This window comes from Rhizobium sp. NPDC090275, assembly GCF_044772225.1.
Taxonomy (GTDB): Bacteria; Pseudomonadota; Alphaproteobacteria; order Rhizobiales; family Rhizobiaceae; genus Rhizobium.
This window is the reverse complement of sequence record NZ_JBIVYL010000006.1, coordinates 382,020-400,490: the sequence shown is the minus strand read 5'-3', so window position 1 is coordinate 400,490 and position 18,471 is coordinate 382,020. Positions and strand designations below refer to the sequence as shown.

The 18,471-nt window shown below is 58.2% G+C and carries 18 protein-coding genes and 1 pseudogene; 11 read left to right on the top strand and 8 right to left on the bottom strand.

The features are described from left to right. Window positions 1-535 precede the first annotated feature (535 nt). Together ACIQUB_RS18075 and ACIQUB_RS18070 are read right to left on the bottom strand one after the other, a co-directional pair. Window positions 536-826 (bottom strand): hypothetical protein, encoded by a 291-nt coding sequence (locus ACIQUB_RS18075; RefSeq protein ID WP_402931223.1) that lies wholly within the window; start codon window positions 824-826, stop codon window positions 536-538. Between the two features lie 269 nt (window positions 827-1,095). Beyond that, window positions 1,096-1,374 (bottom strand): BON domain-containing protein, encoded by a 279-nt coding sequence (locus ACIQUB_RS18070; protein ID WP_162737554.1) that lies wholly within the window; start codon window positions 1,372-1,374, stop codon window positions 1,096-1,098. Window positions 1,375-2,019: 645 nt separating this feature from the next. Between ACIQUB_RS18070 and ACIQUB_RS18065 the strand changes: the two genes are divergently transcribed. Next, the gene (locus tag ACIQUB_RS18065; RefSeq protein WP_402931147.1) at window positions 2,020-2,517 is read left to right on the top strand and encodes an SRPBCC domain-containing protein; all 498 of its coding nucleotides are present in this window, start codon (window positions 2,020-2,022) and stop codon (window positions 2,515-2,517) included. Window positions 2,518-2,586: 69 nt separating this feature from the next. Here ACIQUB_RS18065 and ACIQUB_RS18060 read toward each other — a convergent pair whose 3' ends face one another. Then, window positions 2,587-3,450 carry a helix-turn-helix domain-containing protein gene (locus ACIQUB_RS18060; protein WP_402931221.1) on the bottom strand — a complete coding sequence of 288 codons (864 nt, stop codon included), beginning with the start codon at window positions 3,448-3,450 and terminating at the stop codon, window positions 2,587-2,589. A 98-nt stretch (window positions 3,451-3,548) separates the two neighbouring features. Here ACIQUB_RS18060 and ACIQUB_RS18055 point away from each other — a divergent pair, with 98 nt between their 5' ends. The 9 genes from ACIQUB_RS18055 (at window position 3,549) to ACIQUB_RS18015 (ending at window position 13,208) form a co-directional block, all read left to right on the top strand. Beyond that, window positions 3,549-4,865, top strand: coding sequence for an alpha-glucosidase/alpha-galactosidase (locus ACIQUB_RS18055; RefSeq protein ID WP_402931145.1), 1,317 nt, complete (start codon window positions 3,549-3,551; stop codon window positions 4,863-4,865). Window positions 4,866-5,012: 147 nt separating this feature from the next. Beyond that, window positions 5,013-5,807, top strand: coding sequence for a DeoR/GlpR family DNA-binding transcription regulator (locus ACIQUB_RS18050; protein ID WP_402931143.1), 795 nt, complete (start codon window positions 5,013-5,015; stop codon window positions 5,805-5,807). Next, complete coding sequence (locus ACIQUB_RS18045) at window positions 5,804-6,754, top strand: N-acetylglucosamine kinase (RefSeq protein WP_402931141.1); 951 nt, start codon at window positions 5,804-5,806, stop codon at window positions 6,752-6,754. Before ACIQUB_RS18050 ends, ACIQUB_RS18045 begins: the two co-directional genes overlap by 4 nt. Before the next feature lie 38 nt (window positions 6,755-6,792). Next, window positions 6,793-8,046: an ABC transporter substrate-binding protein gene (locus tag ACIQUB_RS18040; RefSeq protein ID WP_402931139.1), complete on the top strand. Its 1,254-nt coding sequence runs from the start codon at window positions 6,793-6,795 to the stop codon at window positions 8,044-8,046. Beyond that, the gene (locus ACIQUB_RS18035; RefSeq protein WP_402931137.1) at window positions 8,043-8,960 is read left to right on the top strand and encodes a carbohydrate ABC transporter permease; all 918 of its coding nucleotides are present in this window, start codon (window positions 8,043-8,045) and stop codon (window positions 8,958-8,960) included. The genes ACIQUB_RS18040 and ACIQUB_RS18035 overlap by 4 nt, the downstream gene beginning before the upstream one ends. Further along, on the top strand, window positions 8,960-9,817 hold the full coding sequence (locus ACIQUB_RS18030; protein WP_402931135.1) for a carbohydrate ABC transporter permease: 858 nt from the start codon (window positions 8,960-8,962) through the stop codon (window positions 9,815-9,817). The genes ACIQUB_RS18035 and ACIQUB_RS18030 overlap by 1 nt, the downstream gene beginning before the upstream one ends. A gap of 11 nt (window positions 9,818-9,828) precedes the next feature. Then, window positions 9,829-10,782 (top strand): SIS domain-containing protein, encoded by a 954-nt coding sequence (locus tag ACIQUB_RS18025; RefSeq protein WP_402931133.1) that lies wholly within the window; start codon window positions 9,829-9,831, stop codon window positions 10,780-10,782. Then, the gene (locus tag ACIQUB_RS18020) at window positions 10,779-12,074 is read left to right on the top strand and encodes a D-tagatose-bisphosphate aldolase, class II, non-catalytic subunit (protein ID WP_402931131.1); all 1,296 of its coding nucleotides are present in this window, start codon (window positions 10,779-10,781) and stop codon (window positions 12,072-12,074) included. The genes ACIQUB_RS18025 and ACIQUB_RS18020 overlap by 4 nt, the downstream gene beginning before the upstream one ends. Before the next feature lie 66 nt (window positions 12,075-12,140). Next, complete coding sequence (locus ACIQUB_RS18015; RefSeq protein WP_402931129.1) at window positions 12,141-13,208, top strand: ABC transporter ATP-binding protein; 1,068 nt, start codon at window positions 12,141-12,143, stop codon at window positions 13,206-13,208. A gap of 209 nt (window positions 13,209-13,417) precedes the next feature. Here ACIQUB_RS18015 and ACIQUB_RS18010 read toward each other — a convergent pair whose 3' ends face one another. From ACIQUB_RS18010 to ACIQUB_RS17990, 5 genes and pseudogenes are all read right to left on the bottom strand, one after another. After that, on the bottom strand, window positions 13,418-14,359 hold the full coding sequence (locus tag ACIQUB_RS18010; protein WP_402931128.1) for an ArdC family protein: 942 nt from the start codon (window positions 14,357-14,359) through the stop codon (window positions 13,418-13,420). Window positions 14,360-14,712: 353 nt separating this feature from the next. Further along, window positions 14,713-15,135, bottom strand: coding sequence for a hypothetical protein (locus ACIQUB_RS18005; protein ID WP_402931126.1), 423 nt, complete (start codon window positions 15,133-15,135; stop codon window positions 14,713-14,715). A gap of 308 nt (window positions 15,136-15,443) precedes the next feature. Further along, window positions 15,444-16,511, bottom strand: coding sequence for a YihY/virulence factor BrkB family protein (locus ACIQUB_RS18000; protein WP_402931124.1), 1,068 nt, complete (start codon window positions 16,509-16,511; stop codon window positions 15,444-15,446). A 197-nt stretch (window positions 16,512-16,708) separates the two neighbouring features. Further along, a pseudogene (locus ACIQUB_RS17995) lies at window positions 16,709-17,110 on the bottom strand (DUF4112 domain-containing protein). A gap of 108 nt (window positions 17,111-17,218) precedes the next feature. Next, window positions 17,219-17,515, bottom strand: coding sequence for a hypothetical protein (locus ACIQUB_RS17990; RefSeq protein WP_018899536.1), 297 nt, complete (start codon window positions 17,513-17,515; stop codon window positions 17,219-17,221). A 264-nt stretch (window positions 17,516-17,779) separates the two neighbouring features. Between ACIQUB_RS17990 and ACIQUB_RS17985 the strand changes: the two genes are divergently transcribed. Further along, the gene (locus ACIQUB_RS17985) at window positions 17,780-18,211 is read left to right on the top strand and encodes a hypothetical protein (RefSeq protein ID WP_402931122.1); all 432 of its coding nucleotides are present in this window, start codon (window positions 17,780-17,782) and stop codon (window positions 18,209-18,211) included. Window positions 18,212-18,471 lie beyond the last annotated feature (260 nt).

Here is an 18,471-nt window from a genome sequence, read left to right as displayed (position 1 = left end):
CTCGCGATTATTGTTCGCGCGACTGAGTTGGGTCGACCAACAATGCGAGGGGCGACATGAGGCAGTGGCAAAGATGGAACAGATGTCTGACGTATCGACGATCAATAGCGCGTTGAAGGCCATTTGCCGTGAACTCGGTGTCGAGCGAGATCGAAGGTCGGTCCTTCACATCGCCACTTTTCTGGTTCGCTTGGTAAAAGAAGGGGCCCCGCTCACTACCGAACAGTTGATATCGACTGCTCGAGAACATCTTTCCGACGTAGCCCGTTCGTCTACTTGGGAAGGCTCCGCACTATCTTAAGTCAAAGCGCCGGGACGACGGGATGAGCCTCGAAGGCTATTCGGGCGCTCGAAGCTCGCTATGACCCATGCCAGAATCCGGGCAACGGATGATGAGCGGTCGATGAGCAATCTAGCCGCGATGCGTTTCGCGGTGCAAACCCCGGCAAAAGTCAGGGGCGGCGCGCCGAACGTCTTTCGGTTAAGCGGGCGAGCGCCTTCCGGCGCCCACCCCTCGGCTCGACCTGTTAACACATCATATCTCTGGGCAACCACGGGCATTGGCAAAGACGATCCTGTCCGGTCCGCGCCGTGTCATACCCTCGATTACAATCCTGCGAGAATTTGCGCTGGCAATTCTCGCGCGTCGGAAGCCTTCATCGCGGGCGGCATCCAAGGCCTCATCCGGGCTGCATCCGCGTCGATCATAGCGATCAGGATATCGGTCACGATCACGGACATCCACACCGCCGGGCCCGACACGCAGTTCTATACCCTGCGCGGCGACGGGCAAAACAGAGACCGTGATATCGGCGGCGACAATCATCGCGGCAAAAACGTACTTCGTAACCGTAAACATTCTCCATCCTCCAGAATTTCCTGGCGATAGAACCGATAAATTGTCTGTTTGTTCCAGCCCATGGCGGCTTGGTCAATAATTCAACGCTCGTCCTAAACCAAACTCGTGTCCCGTATAAAGGACAGCCGGGAAGCATTGAACGACGGCCATGAAATGGAGGCGCATTGATGTGCACCGTTGATGACCGGGTCGATCGAAAAGGCTGGGTGCCTCGCTATCCGCACGGTTCTAGTCGGTCACCCGTTCCCGGCGACGATTTCCAGGTCGTTGACGATAGAGCTAACTCCGTCAATCGATCCGGCGACTTCGGTGGCCCGCCGCGCTTCGGTCTTGCTCGATACTGCACCACGCAAGGTTATTTGACCATTGACATCGATCACCACGATGTTGGAAGCATCGAGCGATCCATCCTTTGCGAGAGCATTGGCAACTCTCGTTTCCAGGCTCGCGCCGTTCGGCGTTTCGAGATCGGACTGAGGTTTCAGTCCGTGAAAGTTCCGTTCCCGCATCACCATCGTCGTTTTCCTTGAACACTCTCGTTGTGTCACATTCAGCGCCATCGACCATATGCGGCGCTGGTCGAGTAACCAGAACGGGTACACATTTGTTCCTTGCAATCAGGCGTGCGGAACCATTTTGTGGCCGGTTGGCGACGATGATATGGCTGGACATTATCTTGCTGCTAGCATCCCTGCCGACGTCACTTCGGCCGCTGCGCCTTACGCAACGCACACCAGACAGCGCTGGCTAGGTTTTTGGCGCTCGACTTCATCCGAAAATCGCCCACGGTGGGTCTTCGGCCGCCGGCTGGCGCGCAGGATCTCGGCGTGGGATTAAGGTGACCAGCAGAAAGTCGCCCGGACAGCTGCCAAGTGGGATCGAGAGGCGGGCTCCTTTCAGGCTGAACTACCGGTCGTTGGTAACAACGGTCCATCCAAGCGGATCTCTGCAATCCCAGCATGCCGAAAAGGTGGCGGTGCTCTCCTAAATTTACCTTTTTGTGACGGGGGCTGGACAAACTTATCGGGGCGGCGATCAAGGGCGACGATCGAGAGGGTAAGACAAAGTTTTCTTCAAATGACTGTCGGGCGCCAAATCGCTCAACCGTCTTCGTAACGACAATCGAAGCAAAAACTGTAGCAACGTCGAGGAGGAGCGAGATGAAGCAGGTCAGCAATATAGACGATAGACAGACCCGGACGTCGGTCGAGCGCAGTGGAGACTGCGAATTCTTTGTGAAATGCACTTTCAATGCATCTGCCGCCGCCGTGTTCAGGGCGTGGAGCCAGCCAGATCTCTTCAGGCTCTGGTGGTTGCCCAAGTCAATGACAGGTGCTTCGCTGACATCGTGTGTCATGGACGTTCGCACCGGCGGCCGGTATCGCCTCGAATTCGGCGCCTGTGGCTCTGAAACGGTGGCGTTCCATGGCCATTATGTCGAGGTAATTCCGGATCGAAGTATCGTTTGGACCAATGACGAAGAGGAAGAAGGAGCGCTCACGACGGTGACACTCGAGGATCGGGATGGTCAGACCCAACTGACATTCCGTGAAATGTACCCGTCGACGGACGCGCTCGAAGAAGCGCTACAGGGCAGCGCGACCGCGTTGCCGGAACAGTTTCGGCAGCTTGATGAATTGCTCGCCTCGATGGTCTAGTCGGGGGCGAGGCTCGGTGTCAAAATTCGGCTGAATGCGGCGCTGCTTTGAAGCAGGTGTGGACAGACATCACGCGCGATCCAATCTTAGTCGCATCGTTGCTCGAAATTGGCGAGGTGTATCACGTGTGTGGTGCTTGAAAACGGCATAGAAGCGAGCTGACGACCCGAAACCACAATCAAGCGCGATCTCCAGAATCGGATCGTCGGTCTGCGCCAAGCGCTGCATGGCACGTGACAGGCGAAAACGCGTCAGATAGTCCATGACGGATATGCCAAGTATGTCGCGAAACGCTCTGTTGGCGGTTGTGGGATGGACGCCCGCCAGCTTGGCGATGGCGCTAAGCGCGAGTGGTTCACGGTAGCGCTTGCTGATGATCTCGGTGACAGCTTGCGCATAGCGAATACTAGGTCCGGCAAGGGCCGTCGCTGCACGGCGGGTAACGCCAGCGTCCGCGTGGTCGAGGATAAGCCTGCGCACTCGAAGAGCAACCTCGTCAGCGACCAGTTGGCGCCGCGCATGATCGCCAGTTCTCCATTCTTCAACCCATCGGATACTGAATAAAGACGCGCCATCAACGGGGTTGGGCTCGTGCAAGAACGCTCCTTGTAGGATTTGCTGTCTCGCGGTCGCGTCAATCGGCATTGCAAGAAAATCGCTAAGCGGTATGTAGATGCAGACGAGCGGCGATTGCGGTGTCACGACGATCGTCTGGTGGGGAATTGCCGCCCAGAATAAAACCAGACGCCCAGCATCGACATGCTCCTGCTTCCCATTGAACAGGTAGGTCATCGATCCCTCGCGAAGCAAGTTGATCTCGATATGATCATGCCAATGGGCCGATGTCATTGTGTCGGCTATGTGCTCCTCGACCAAAAAGTCACGCGGTGAACCTAGCCACTCTTCCTCTGAGGCGGATTTTTTTACGCGCATCTCTTCATGCTCCGATCCAAGAAACAATATGCCATTATCAAGAAGAACGTCCTGGTTAAAAGAGGCATTAAGGTCCAATCCACTCAAAGGAGACCGAAATGCCAAAAATTTGCCTTGTGGGAGCCGGAAGCACGGTGTTTGCCCAGAACATCCTGGGCGACGTGTTGTCGACGCCATCCGACCATGATTATGTCATCAGCCTTTTCGACATAGATCCGGAACGTTTGAAGACGTCGGAGATCGTTGCGCGACGCATCTGCGAAGCGCTGACGCTGACGTCGGTGCGTATCGAAGCGACGCTCGATCGTCGCCAGGCACTCAAGGACGCCGACTTCGTGATCTTGATGATGCAGGTCGGCGGCTACAAGCCCGCCACGGTGACGGACTTCGTCGTTCCGCAGAAATACGGCCTGCGGCAGACGATCGCCGACACGCTCGGCATTGGAGGCATCTTCAGGGGTCTTAGAACCATCCCTGTGCTTGAGGCGATCTGCCGTGACATGGAAGATGTGTGCCCCAATGCGCTGCTGATGCAATACGTCAATCCGATGGCGATAAACTGCTGGGCAATTAAGGAAATCGCTCCGAGCATCCGAAACGTCGGCCTCTGCCACAGCGTGCAGCACACCGCCGGCCATCTCGCAAGCTGCCTTGGCGAAAACATCGACAACATCAGCTACGTCTCTGCCGGTATCAATCACATCGCGTTCTTTCTCAAATACGAGAAAGTCGACAACAACGGTGTAAGGCAAGATCTCTATCCGAGACTGAAGGCGCTGGGAGCCGAGGGCAAGGTTCCAGCCGACGACCGCGTTCGTTTCGACGCGCTAAAACGGCTTGGCCACTTCGTGACAGAGTCCAGCGAGCATTTCTCGGAATATACGTCCTGGTACATCAAGAACCACCGACCGGAACTGGTCGAGCAGTTCAACATTCCGCTCGACGAGTACATCCGTCGTTGCGAGGTGCAGATCGGCGAATGGCAAGCGCTGCGCCAAGACCTTGAAGGCGGAAAGCCAATCGAGGTGTGCCGGAGCAATGAGTATGCCGCGGGCATAATCCACGCGGCGGTGACCGGACAGCCGGCGCTGATCTATGGCAATGTCCCGAACAACGGACTGATCGAAAACCTTCCCCCTGAATGCATCGTCGAAGTCCCCTGCCATGTAGACCGCAATGGCATCCAGCCGACGCGCATCGGCAGAATTCCGTCGCAGCTCGCCGCCGTCATGCGATTGAGCATCTCCGTGCAGGAACTGACCGTAGAGGCTGCGCTGACCGGTAAGCGGGATCGGATCTATCAGGCCGCGCTGCTCGATCCGCATACATCCGCCGAGCTGTCGCCGGACGAAATCTGGCACATGGTGGACGATCTCATCGACCAACACGGCGACCTGCTGCCAAAGTATCACTGAGCACACCCCGCCCTTTTCAGCGGCGCCTTTTTGAGGCGCCGTTTTCTTGCGCGCAAAGAAAACGATCAGAAAAAATCATAATTTTGATTGACATTGATCTTTTGAATTGAAAACGTGAGTGAAATTAAGATCTAAAGGGAACATGCCTTGAACCAGAGCGGTGGCCACAAGACTGATCGGCAGGACCTCATCCGCAGCCATCTCTATGCGAACGGCTTTTCTACGATCCAGGACATCGCCGATGCCGTCGGCGCCTCGCTCGCGACCGTGCGGCGCGATCTCCAGCTATTGCAGGAGGCAGGGGCGATCGACCGGGTACACGGCGGTGCTCGGATCGCCGAAGGGTCTTCGGTAGAGCTTGCATTTCAAGAGCGCGAGAAGCGCCAATTGGCCGCCAAGCGGGCTATTGCGAATGCAGCTTACGAGCGCCTTCATCCCCGTACCGCAATATTTCTTGATGCCGGAACGACGGTGCTCCAACTGGCCAAGCTGATCCGGATCAATCCCATGCCGCTGCGCATCTTTACCAACGGCCTGATCGTGGCGCAGGAGTTCTTGAATGTCCCAAACCTCGACGTCGTCCTGCTCGGCGGGCAATTGCGCAGCGAAAATGCATCGCTCGTCGGCCCCCAGGCCGAGGCCATGCTGGAATCGATCTGGTTCGACCAGCTGTTTCTCGGCGCAAGCGCCGTGAGCAATGACGGCGCGATCTATAGCGTGGATAGCGCCGAAGCGAGCCTCAATCGGAAGATGCTCACCCGATCCAGCCATCGTTTCGTACTCGCGGACTCCTCAAAATTCGGCACCACGGCAACCTACAAGGTGGCGCCGCTCAACAGTGCCAAGTTGATCACCGATGCCGATCTTTCAAACGACTGGCGCGCGCAGCTTGGCGACCTTGCCGTCGAGACAGTTTTTGCCGACCAGGGAGCGAAGTCTTGAGCGACGACCTGATCCTCGGCATAGACGGCGGCGGCACCAAAGTGATGGTGGCGCTCGCCGATCAGAACGGACGCATTCTTCGTACCGCTTTGGGTGGCGGCGTCAACGCCATGGACAATCCAGCCTGGCGTACCGAACTCGAGGCGCAGATCGAACCGTTTCGCGGCGAAAGGCGATTGACTGCCGTCGCGGCCGCGCTGCCGGTCTACGGAGAGGTCGCTCATCTTTCGCTCCAATTGGAAGAAGCCATCGCGCAAGCCTTCCCGAACGCGCGGACCCGTGTTCTCAACGATGTCGATGCCGCCCATCTTGGCGCGCTGGCCGGCAAGTCCGGTATTCTCGTGCTGTCTGGAACCGGTTCCATGGCCTGGGCGCGCAATGCAAAGGACGAACCCGCCCGGACCGGCGGTTGGGGCGACATCATAGGAGACGAAGGCAGCAGCTATTGGATCGGCAGGCTGGCGCTTAATCTTGTTAGCCAGAGCCTGGATGGGCGCCTGCCTCCGACCGCCCTGATAAAGGCTGTCTTTGATAGTCTGGGGCTTGACCCGTCCAACCCGATGGACAGCCTCGGTGCATGGGCGACGTCGGATGCGAAACGATCAAGCATCGCTGCCCTGGCCGCAGTGGTCGACAAAGTTGCACTCAACGGCGACACGAGCGCCATTGGTCTCCTCGACCTTGCTGCAGACGAACTCGCCAAACACCACAGGGCGATCGTCGGCCACTGTGGACCGGAAGCCGACTGGACGTTTGCCGGCGGCACGTTCAAGAGCACGATCCTTTTGAAAGCGCTCGAGCGACGCATCGGTCGTCCCCCGATCGCTCCGAAACTACCCCCGATCGGCGGTGCGATCTTTGCTGCCGCCCAACTTCTCGACTGGCCAGTAGACGACGGCTGGATCGAGCAGGTCGCTGCATCGGCAAATGCGGCGTTTGCGCAATAAAATCACGTAAATTCTTGATAACAAAGAAGGATGGGAACATGCGTAAGACAATCTTATCACTGCTTGCCTCAGCTGCCCTAGCCGTCGCTCTTCCGGCAGCCGCGCAAGACAAACCGCTTGCCGGTCAATCAATCACAGTCTTGATGCCCTCGCCGCAAGGCCCCGATATCGCTGCTGCATTCGAAGCTGAAACCGGCATCCATGTCGACCTGCAGACGCTTTCCTGGGACGACATCCGCCCGAAGCTGGTGACGGCACTGGTTGCCGGCACGGCGCCTGCCGACGTGACAGAGTTCGACTGGTCCTGGACGGGCCAGTTCGCCGCAGCCGACTGGTATATGCCGCTGAACGAAGTGATCGACGCGGAAACCACCAAGGACATCGGCGTTGCCAAGATCTTCACGGTCGAAGGAAAGCTGCTTGGCGTCCCTTATTCGAACGACTTCCGCGTGATGCTCATCAACAAGAAGCATTTCGCGGCTGCCGGCGTCACCGAGACCCCGAAGACGCTCGACCAGCTGGTGGCAGCGGCCAAGAAAATCAAGGAAAAAGGTATCGCCACCTATCCGATCGGCCTGCCGGTCTCGGCGACAGAAGGTGCCTCGACAAGCTGGTATCTGCTGACCAAGGCTTTTGGCGGCGAGCTGTTCGACAAGGATTTCAACCCGCTCTTCACCAAGCCCGGTTCGGCTGGCTACAAGGCGCTGGCCTTCGAACTGATGTTATTGAAGGAAGGCCTGGTCGATCCGGCCTCCACCGGTCTCAAAGACAGCCAGATCAACGAGGGAATGTTCTCCCAGGGTCTGACCAGCATCATGATCTCGGGCGAACCTGGGCGTCTCGGACAGATGAACGATCCCAAGCAGTCCAAGGTCGCTGGTCAGGTCGAGGCGATCCTGGTTCCAACCGAAAGCGGCGAGACCCGCAGCTTCGGCCTGCCGGAAGCGCTTGCGATCCCCAACGTCTCGCCCAACAAGGAAGCGGCTGTTGCCTTCGTCAAGTGGTTTACAAGCCGCGAATTCCAGAAGAAGAATATGGCAAACGGTTTCCTGCCGACCCGAACGTCGGCACTGGCGGAGCTCAACACAGAAGGCAAGCTGAACAGCGGCGATGCACTCGTCGCGCAGTCTAAGACGGTCGAGGCGCTCTTCCCGCAGGGCACGCCCCCTTGGTATCCGCAGTTCTCCAGCGGCGTGAACACCGCAATCAACAGCGCTGCCAAGGGTCAGATGAGCGTTGATCAGGCTGTCGAAAGCATCGCCTCCGCCGCCAAGCAGGCGATGGCGCAATGACTGCTGTCGCCTACAAGGAGACCGCAGTCAAGAAGGGTGTCGGCTTGAATGCCGACACCTCCCTCGGCGTGCTGCTGGTGTCCCCCATTCTCATCACGATGACGGCGCTCGTCTTTTATCCGATGACGCGAACGCTTTGGGATAGCCTCCACCGGGTCAATCCGATGCAGGCAGGCACGCCGTTCGTCGGCCTGGGAAATTACACGCGCATGCTGTCGGACGCGCAGCTCGGCACCACGTGGGTGAATACGCTCATCTATGTCGTTCTGGCAGTGCTTGCGGAAACGGTCTTCGGTGTGCTCGCCGCCTCGCTGATCAATCAGTTGAGGGTCGGCCGGCAGTGGGTTCTCGCGGCGGTCATCCTCCCCTGGGCGCTTCCCGGTGTCGTCAACTCCGTAATCTGGCTGTGGATCTATCAGCCTGGCGCAGGCCTGCTCAACGGCATCTTAACCTCGCTCGGGCTTCCGTTTGAGAACCACGTCTGGTTCAACGATCGGACGAGCGCGATCGTTGCCGTTACCATCGTGCATGTCTGGCGCATGATGCCGCTGACGATCGTCATCGTCCTTGCGGCGATGCAGAGCATTCCCTCGCATCTTTATGAAGCGGCTCGCATCGATGGCGCAACGCGTCCGCAGATGTTCGCGCTGGTCACGCTGCCGCTTGTTCGCAGCGCGATTGCGGTCGCCATGACCAACGCAACGGTCAACGCCTTCAATCTCTTCGACGAGGCCTGGGTTCTTGCTGGCTCCAGTCTCGAGACGCGGCCGATCCTCGTGCAGATTTACCTGGAGACCTTCCAGAACCTGCGGTTTTCCTACGGCATGGCGCTTTCTGTCGTCATCACCTTCGTCTCGCTTTTAGTCTCGCTCATTTACGTCCTTCGGGTCTATCGCAACACACGGTTCGACTGATGAAACCCACCCTTCTCTATCGCCTGATGATATGGATCGGCGTTGCCGTGCTGTTGATCTGGTCGCTTGGTCCGATCTATTGGACGGTTGCAAGTTCCGTGACGCCGACGGACGACTTCTCCGTCCGGCCAATCCACTTTTTCCCCCGGCATTTCACGCTGGATCACTATTCGCGCCTACTCGGCATCAACTTCGATCGCATCGGCGGCGTTGAGGTGTGGCGGCAGTTTCGCGCGGCGCTATTGAACAGCGTCGTCACCTCGGCGGCCGCGACGCTGCTTTGCGTGGCGATTTCCGCACTGGGCGCCTACGCCTTCACCCGCATTCGCTTCCCTGGCCGCAACGCGCTCTTCGGCCTTGTGGTCGCGACGCTGGCGATCCCGGCCTATGCGGTCCTGATCCCGCTTTACCAGATCATGATCAAGATGCATCTCGTCGATACCTATGTCGGCGTTGCCCTGATCTACGTCTCGGCCTACCTGCCGCTCTCGCTGTGGCTGCTGCGCAGCGTCTTCGAGGCCCTGCCTCTGGCGCTGGAGGAAGCCGCCCAGCTCGATGGCGCGGGACGTCTCTACATCTTCTTCAATATCGTGCTGCCGTTGGCCGGTCCCGGCCTAACTGCCGCTGCGATCCTCACCTTCCTCGGCGCCTGGGGGCAATATCTCGTGCCTTTCATCTTCTCGCCGCAGGCGACCAAGCCTTTGACTGTTCTCATTCCTGAGTTCGTCACGAAAAACTTCATCGACTACGGGCTGATCACGGCCAGCGGCTCGATCGCGATCGTCATCCCTGCCCTCGTCGTCATCTTTCTCAACCGATACCTCGTCAGTGGTCTGCTGGCCGGCTCGGTCAAGTAATCGGAGTTACCATGAACACGACCGAAAAAGTCATCCGCGAGCAGTTTCCGTTCTGGGAGAAGGCGCTGGGCTCAAACACCGCGGTGACGCGCGGCGAAGTCCTCGTCTATGTCGGCTGCGGGACATCTTACTACCTCGCCATGTCGCTGGCGGCCTACGCAAACAATGCCGGTCGTCGTGCAATTGCCGTCCCCGGCGCCGAATGGCTCAATCGCCCCTCATTCTTCTGGCCGGACTGGAAGAACACCCATGTCGTCGCGATCTCGCGCAGCGGCGAAACGACAGAGACGGTCGCTGCCGCCAAAATGAGCCGCGAGAACGGCGCCTTCGTCACCGCGCTGACTGTCGAGGCCGAGAGCACGCTTGCAAAATGCAGCGACGACGTCGTTGCCTCGCCGACCCACAGCGAGGAAGGCATCGTCATGTCGGTCTCCGCCAGCCTCATGCTGCTGCTTGGCCTGCAGATGATAGGCTACAAGATCCCTGCATCGACCGTGTCTTCCGCAAAAAAGCTCGCGGATGCGCTAGACGCTTGCCTCAGCAAACAGGTTCTCGATCGCAGCCATTTCGTCTTTCTCGGCGGCGGCCCGCTTTTCGGCATGGCGGCGGAAGGCGCACTGAAGCTTATGGAGATGAGCCAGGTCCTGACCCAGCCCTTCCATCCGCTTGAATACCGCCATGGGCCAATCAGCCTTGTGGACGAGAAGACTGCGGCCGTCCTGCTTTACAGCAGCGATCAGAAGGATGCCGAGGCCAAACTCGTGGCAGAGCTTCAGGAAAAGGGCGCTATCGTCATCGGCCTTGGCGGACCTGGCGATATCGAACTCGATGTCGACGTCGATCTTTCGCTCGCCGCACTCGTGGTTCTCCCTGCCCTGCAGATGCTCGGCGAGCGTGTCGCGCAATCGAGAGGCATAGACACGGTATCGCCGAGGCACCTGACCAAGGTCGTAACGCTGGCATGAGCGACGCTCTCGATCAAAATCGTGAGAGCGCGCTCTCGAAGCTATTTGGCGCGCGCCAACAAGCGTTGCCGCGCGGCATAACGTCGATCTGCTCGGCTCATCCATTGGTGATCGAGGCCGCTTTGCGGCGGGCGGCACGCGAAGGCACCGTGGCCCTCATCGAGGCAACCTGCAATCAGGTCAACCAGGAAGGCGGCTATACGGGCATGACACCGGCAGCTTTCCGGCAGTTCATCGAGCGGATCGCCACAAAGGTCGGTTTCCCGCTGGAGAAGATCATCCTCGGCGGCGATCATCTTGGTCCCAATCCATGGAAGAAGCTGGGTGTCGACGAAGCCATGGCTCGAGCCAAGGCAATGGTTGTGGCTTATGTCGAAGCAGGCTTTGAGAAGCTTCATCTCGACACGTCGATGGGATGCGCCGGAGAAGGAGCGGCGCTCGACGACGAAGTGACCGCCGAAAGGGCGGCACGTCTGGCAAGGGTCGCCGAGGATACGGCGCGCCGCATCGGGAAGAGCCTTCCGGTCTATATCATCGGAACGGAGGTTCCACCTCCAGGCGGCGCCACGCATGCGATCGAGGAGCTTGAGGTTACCTCTCCCGACGCCGCCCTGAAGACGCTCGCCATCCACACATCGGCTTTCCAAAAGGCTGGCGCCGGAGCTGCCATGGACCGCGTGATCGGCATTGTCGTCCAGCCTGGCGTCGAGTTTGGGAATGCGAATGTCGTCCTATATAAGCCGGACCGCGCCCGGGGATTGGCATCGTCGCTTCGCCGAATGCCGGGACTTCTCTTCGAGGCCCACTCAACGGATTATCAGACGGTTGCCGAGCTTTCGGCCCTCGTCAATGACGGGTTTGCCATCCTGAAAGTTGGTCCCGGCTTGACCTTTGCATTGCGCGAGGCGCTCTACGGGCTCGATGCCATCAGGAAAGTGCTCGCAGGTGGGCCGGACAGCCTCTATGCCGAGATGGAAACGATCATGTTGAGCCAACCGCAGCATTGGGCGGGTCACTATTACGGGTCGGCCGAGGAACGGCGGATGCAGCGCCATTTCAGCTATAGCGACCGTATCCGCTACTATTGGCCCGACAGGCGGGCCGCCGGCGCGGTGGATGCCTTGATGGCAGCACTTCCCGATATGGTCCCGGAAACGCTGATCAGCCAGTATCTCGCTCGCGTTTATCCCGACATCGTGACAGGACAGGCGGCGCCGCGACCTCGCGATCTTTGCCTTGCTGCCATCGATGCGGCGCTCGCGCCCTATTCCGCGGCCACGGCCAGCCGGTAATTTCAAGTGGTGCCTCAGGCTGCCGGCGGGCGGCCGCACGTCACACAGTTTTAGTCGGAGAGAATTATGGCATCAGTCAGCGTAGCGAATGCCCGAAAGAACTACGGTCACCTGGAAATCCTTCATGGGGTCGATATCGATATTCAGGATGGCGAGTTCGTTATTCTCGTCGGCCCCTCCGGCTGCGGCAAATCCACACTGCTGCGGATGATTGCAGGGTTGGAAGAGATCTCCGGCGGGCGCATCTCGATCGGTGGGCGTGTGGTCAACGATGTCGCGCCTAAGGAGCGCGACATCGCCATGGTGTTCCAGTCTTACGCACTTTATCCACATATGACGGTGGAGGCCAACATGGGCTTTTCCCTGAGACTAGCAAAGGCGCCGAAGGATGAAATCAAGGCGCGCGTACGCGAGGCAGCGGAGATCCTTGGACTGGAAAAATTGCTCGACCGCCACCCGAGAAACCTTTCGGGGGGACAGCGCCAGCGCGTGGCCATGGGACGCGCGATCGTTCGCCAACCGCAAGTATTCCTGTTTGACGAACCGCTTTCCAATCTCGATGCGAAGCTGCGCGTCCAAACGCGATCAGAAATCAAACAGCTGCACCAGCGCTTGAAGACCACGACAATTTATGTGACCCACGACCAGATCGAAGCCATGACGATGGCCGACAAGATCGTCGTCATGCGCGATGGTAATGTCGAGCAGATCGGATCACCGCTGGACCTCTACGATCGTCCAGCGAACCGTTTTGTCGCGGGGTTCATCGGCTCTCCTGGGATGAATTTCGTTGAGGGAAAAATCAGCGCAGATGGGCCGCTCGATTTCATCGCACACGGAGGCGCTAGGTTGCCGATACCAGCCGATGTCGCCGCGGCACGAGGTCAGGACGTTGTATACGGCATTCGGCCCGAACATCTGACGATTGGTCCAACGGGGACGCATGCCGACGTCATACTGATTGAACCCACGGGCGCCGAAACGCAAATATCATTGGTGATGGGAGGTGCGACTATCGTTGCAACGGTTCGCGATCGCCTCTCTTTGCGCGCGGGTGACACATTATCTATCTCAGGCGAGCCGGCGAAGGCGCATCTGTTTGATGCGGTGAGCGGAAAGACGTTGAGGCTGTGACCATGGCGTTCCGGCAGATCGTCTGGTCGCGGGAACGGAGAACATTTGAAGCAACGTGCATCTAAGCCCATTTTCACCTTGGGCGAGGCGTGCCTTACCTTATGACGCACTCGGGTCCTCCTTCCGCTAGCCCCGAGACACCGGGTATCGTCGCGACCGTTGAGGAATTGGGAACCGATTAAGAAAGTGGTATGTTAGGGGAAAGCGGCTCACGCCGCCTCCTCTTCGTCTTCTTCGCCTTCGCCAGTGATGCTGCGGGGCTGCAGATAGTGCAGGTAGTCGGCCGCGCGCTGTGCATGGGCTGCGGCCTGAAAGATGGCGCGCTTGTCGCCACGAAGCACGTTCAGCCATCCGTCGATATAGCTTGCATGGTCTGGCCGCGGTTCGAGTTCAGGCGTAATCCCGAGATCGGCGCAGAGGAAGGCACTGCCGAGTTCGGCGATCAGTTCTTCGCGGGCGCGCTCCGTGCGGTCTTTGGCGTAGCGGGATAAATCGCGATCCAGACGGCCTGCTGCTGACGTCCAATGCGTCATTTCGTGGCTGAGGACGGCAACGTAGCTCGCCTCATCGACGAAACTGTCGAGAAGCGGCATCTGAATGTAGTCCTTGGCAGCCGCATAGTAGGCGCACGACCCGCCATGGCGGATGAGCGCACCGGTATTGGCAAAGAACCGCCCTGCCCTGCCAATGCGATCGAACGGATCGGAGAGATCGACATTTGCCTGATGATGCCCTTCGAGCCCTTTGATCTGGTCGGTGTTGAAGACGGTGTAGGCCTTGATGAAGGGGATGGAGCGTTCGACGTCATCGCCATGTTCGACTGTCTCGGTGAGAATGATCGAACTGGCGAAGACGACGGTCGTGCCGGTCTCGCCCTTGCGTACGGCTGCCCCTAGTTCGAGTGCCTGACGATAGGTCATCCAGGTCGAGGAGGAAAAGCCGCGGGCGATTGCCTCAGACCAGAGGAGAAGAACGTTGATGCCGGAGTAGGGTTCGCCATTGTGACGCAGTGGACGGGTGACGATCGGTGATGGCGAGGTGCTTTGCCATGGCTGGGTCCAGGGGCGCACGCTGCGCTCGAGTTCGGCAATGATCTTGTCGGTAACGCGGCTGTAGATATCGGCTCGGTGATTGATGTGTTCTCTTGTCATGTCGGCCTCCGTTTGAGGTCGCGACCATCGCGACCTGCTACGGCGGTCCGAAAGCCGGGCTAAGAGCGGCGGCTGGCACCCGAAGGGCCGAAACGAAGAGCAGGACGGCAAGGCCGTTGCAGCCGGCGCGAGCCTGGCAGGACCAAAGCCGGGGCAGGACGCGGTGGTGCTGGCCTCAAATGGCGGTGATAGGCGCGGTCAGCATTACGCAGCAGGTGCCTCATCCTTGGTGGTGGACCCATTTCAGACCGCTATCGCTCAGCGATCTCTCGTCGTCCATGCCGCATCTTCAACGCAGAAGCAGTCAAGCCGCTGGCGCTTTTCGGGAAGTTGAAGGTTTTTTGGGGTTCAACTTACAGGTAACGGTTCAGCATATAACGCAGCATCCGATTTTCCCTGAGAAGCTGCTCGCGCTTACACCCAGCGACGGATCCGGCGTCACTTGCTTCGCGGGTGTCAGTACGGCCTGATATGAACGCCCTCGGTCGATGCCGCGGACTTGGCCCCGGGATGCTTTTTGCGCTCGCTGGGCAAGACATTGCATCGGAAGCTAGCCCCTTGGATGATTTCGACTGGACCTCGTCTTTAGTGGTCAAAGGCGGCCGATGGGCCTGTTCATCAAGTTGATATTTGGTTTTATCGGTCTTTAAGATGCGATCAAGCTCGTTGATCCAATCAACGTACCGCTGTCGAAGAGGATTATCGATTGGCATATCGCGTATCATCGCCTCAGCCAGACGTTTTCGATCCCGATTTAGTGCAACGGTGAAAGCCATGTTCTGCCCTGCGTTAACGAACGGAACATAAAGGGAACAAATAAAAAACGCAATATGATTGTCGTGGGCTTTGAGGCGTGACACCCTGTCTTGGCGCGATCCAAATCGGGCTCGTGCGCTTCGTGGCGCAGGTCGCGTCCTAATTGTCCTCCGCCACGCATGTCGGGAAAGCCATTTGTTTAGGCCGGGATGACATCGAGACTTGAGCGCTTGCGCCCAACATAGACGGAAGGTTGAAGAGGCTCAAAGGCATCATCGAGGGGCGCGGTAGATCGCTCTTAAAGGCTATTGGTATAAAGCGTTTCCCCTCAAACAATTTTGCCACCCACCGTTTGCCCCAGCGTGTCCGCGACATAGGCGCCGCGTGACCCCATAGGTAGCGGAGGCCCTGTGGTTGTGTCCTTCGCGGTCTGGTGTTCAAGTTCGGCATTGAGTTCGCCACCGACGATCAGTATGAGAATGGACAACCAGGTCCATACCAAAAACCCGATAAGCGCGCCCAAAGTCCCGTATGTTGCGTCGTAATTCGCAAAGTGCGTTAGATAAAACGAAAAACCGAGCGACATCGCGAACCAGCATAACGTGACAAGCACAGAGCCCCAGCTTATCCACCGAAGCCGGGCTGGTTGACGGCTCGGACCGAAGCGATAGATGGCGGTTGTGGCGGCCGCGACGATCAAGAAAAGAATTGGCCAGCGGAAAATGAGGGCCATCTGCTCTTCAAACCGGTCGAGCCAGATATAGGATAGAAGAACCGGGATGACCGCGACAAGGCCGACCACAAGCGTCGCCGAGGCCATCGCGCAGATCGTAAAGGCGAGACCAATGAGGTTTAATCGAATAAGCCCGCGTTTTTCCTCTTCATCATAGGCGACATTCATAGCATCGAATATCGCCAACGTCGCACTATGGGTGCTCCATAGTGCGACCGCCAAACCAAACACGAAGGTGACCCCAAGCGTCGAATTGCGGCTCGCTGTCAAAGTGCCGATGCGCTCGGCGATAAGATCGAAAGCCCCGGGGGGCAGTACGCCCGCAAGCTGGCGCAGATGATCCGCCATGGTCGAGGGATCGGCAACCAACCCGTAGAGCGACACGAGAGCCGAGATCGCGGGAAACAGACCGAGAAGGAGATAGAAGGTGACGCCGGCAGCGATCAGGGTGACCCTATCCTCCGAAATCTGATGAAAGACGCGCCAAAGCACATCTTTTAGACCGGTGATCGGGATGGCCTCTGGCACCTCGGCGTTGCGCCCGTGAGGGTCGTCACCGTCCGCAACCACCTTGGTGATCGGTTTGGCCTTCTGATTTATCACGAGAGAAATGCCGACGGCAGTTAGTAAAGCCGCTGTTGTAACGACGCCTCGCCGGCTCATTTCTTCCCTCCGATTTGACAAATATGGTCCGGGAAAACGCCGGAGCTGTGGAAAAGATGCATGCCAGGCTGAAACAGCACGAACCTTTGGCTGACGGCGAGATCGTCGTAGCCTGCTGCCCGGCGCGAAATCGCCTCAGAGTCACGCCCCCCGCGTTTCCGTACTTTTTATCGGCTTGCCGATCGGTACCCGATTTCCTATCGACGGGCACACCTGTTCGCCCGCCTCACGCGCTTCAGGTCGTCTCTAGACACCGCGAAGTGGTCGAGTACCAAGTCGACATTGCGGCGGTTGGATTTGAAGTACATGTCGAACAGGTCACCAAGGACTGGAACCGCGCCTCCTATAAGGTCGACGCCGACATTTCCAAGCATTCTTGCCAGTTTCTCGCGTGGGAGCCCAAGGCGGCGAGCCTAGTTGACGAGATAGAGGCTAACCAAGGTGCCAGCAGCATCCCCTGCCAGCGGCACCAGGCCGAGCACGGAGTCCGCGCCAATGCGCCACCGCGTGAAGGGGATACCAACGGCTGTGTCCATAAGCGAGGCGACATAGGAGAGCCGTCTCAGTCGACAAATGGTCGGCACCCAAACTCCTTTCAGTCTTGGGTTGCTCCGGGCCGCCCACACGGATTTCCGATTTTCGATGTTCGCCAAACGGCGTCAAAGCCATCACCATCACTTACCTCGAGCCTAGAACCGTCCAGATGCTCAATCGGCGCGTATATGGGAGCCAGGTGTCGCATTTGGGATCGGATCAGCGTCCGATCCGATGTTGGACGGCGTCAGACCGCCATTCGGCTGCAACACAGTTTCCCCCTGGCCAACGTCGTCGAATGCAGTCAATTGCACCATCATCTCTTTGGCGCGAAGAACAGCGCGGTCGCCATCAAGGCTCCCGTCACCACCTGCCATCGTGACAGAGACCAACTCAAGGCCCTCGCCCTTGAACTCCACGGTAACCGTACCATTCGCTGAAGTGCTGATGTGTGTATCGATAAGCTGCATCGCATTGCTCCTTTTACTGTCGAGGAAGAATGCGGATTGATCGAGTGAGTTCCGCCCATCTGAAATTCAGCCTTTTAACGACATAAGTTAGACCATGAATTTCGCGCTCTTAAGCCGGGTAGATCGCCACCTTTCGTCGGACTTTTGTCGCCTAGTCCCGTCTGCTGGCGTAAAGCACCGGTGGTAGCCAAGCCAAAATGATTGCCGCCAAAGTGGTGAACCATTCCAAATCTCTTGCGTTTGAAAGAAAACCAGGAGTGACCAATGCTTTACGAAGGACCATTTCACCGACGCCCGCCGGCGGATCGCTATGCCATCGCGTTGGAAGAGGCCAATGATGCAGTGTCAGAGTACGTGCGTTTTGTCCGAGACAACGACGTCGGCAACGACCTTGTCGACGAGATCGAGCTACCTATTCCCAAGCCCCTTCTCATTGAGGCGTTCACGCTTGTAATTGCGGCGGAAAATCGACCCGATATTCGCGCATTGCTGGTCAAGGCAGGGCTGACCTTGAGCCAGTATCACGTCGGCTTGGGTGAACGGATCAAGGTTCGCCCAATTCCTGCCGCCTCGAGATACCGGCCGTCCAATCCCAACGTTGCCCGGAAATTCGCGTGTGCCCTCCTCCTGACCGCGACTGACCGAACGCGTTTAACCGAGATCTATCAGAACGCACTGAAACGCGGTCGTCATTGATAGGCGACATTCCCAATGCGGATTTGACAGCTCATTTGCTGTCGGTTCGCGACAAGACAACGGTCTGGAGTTGCGCTACTCCGTCAACAATAGGTTGATGACGCATGAGGGTCGCCCCTCCGCACTCTTATCGCTCAACTAAAAAGCGAGCCAAAGAGCGCTCGCGTGGTGCGCGGCGCTGATCAACCTCCATTGCATGTCATTAAATGGGTTGGCCTCTTTGCTTGTTGCCGTCGGCACAGCTAATGACGAGCGATAGG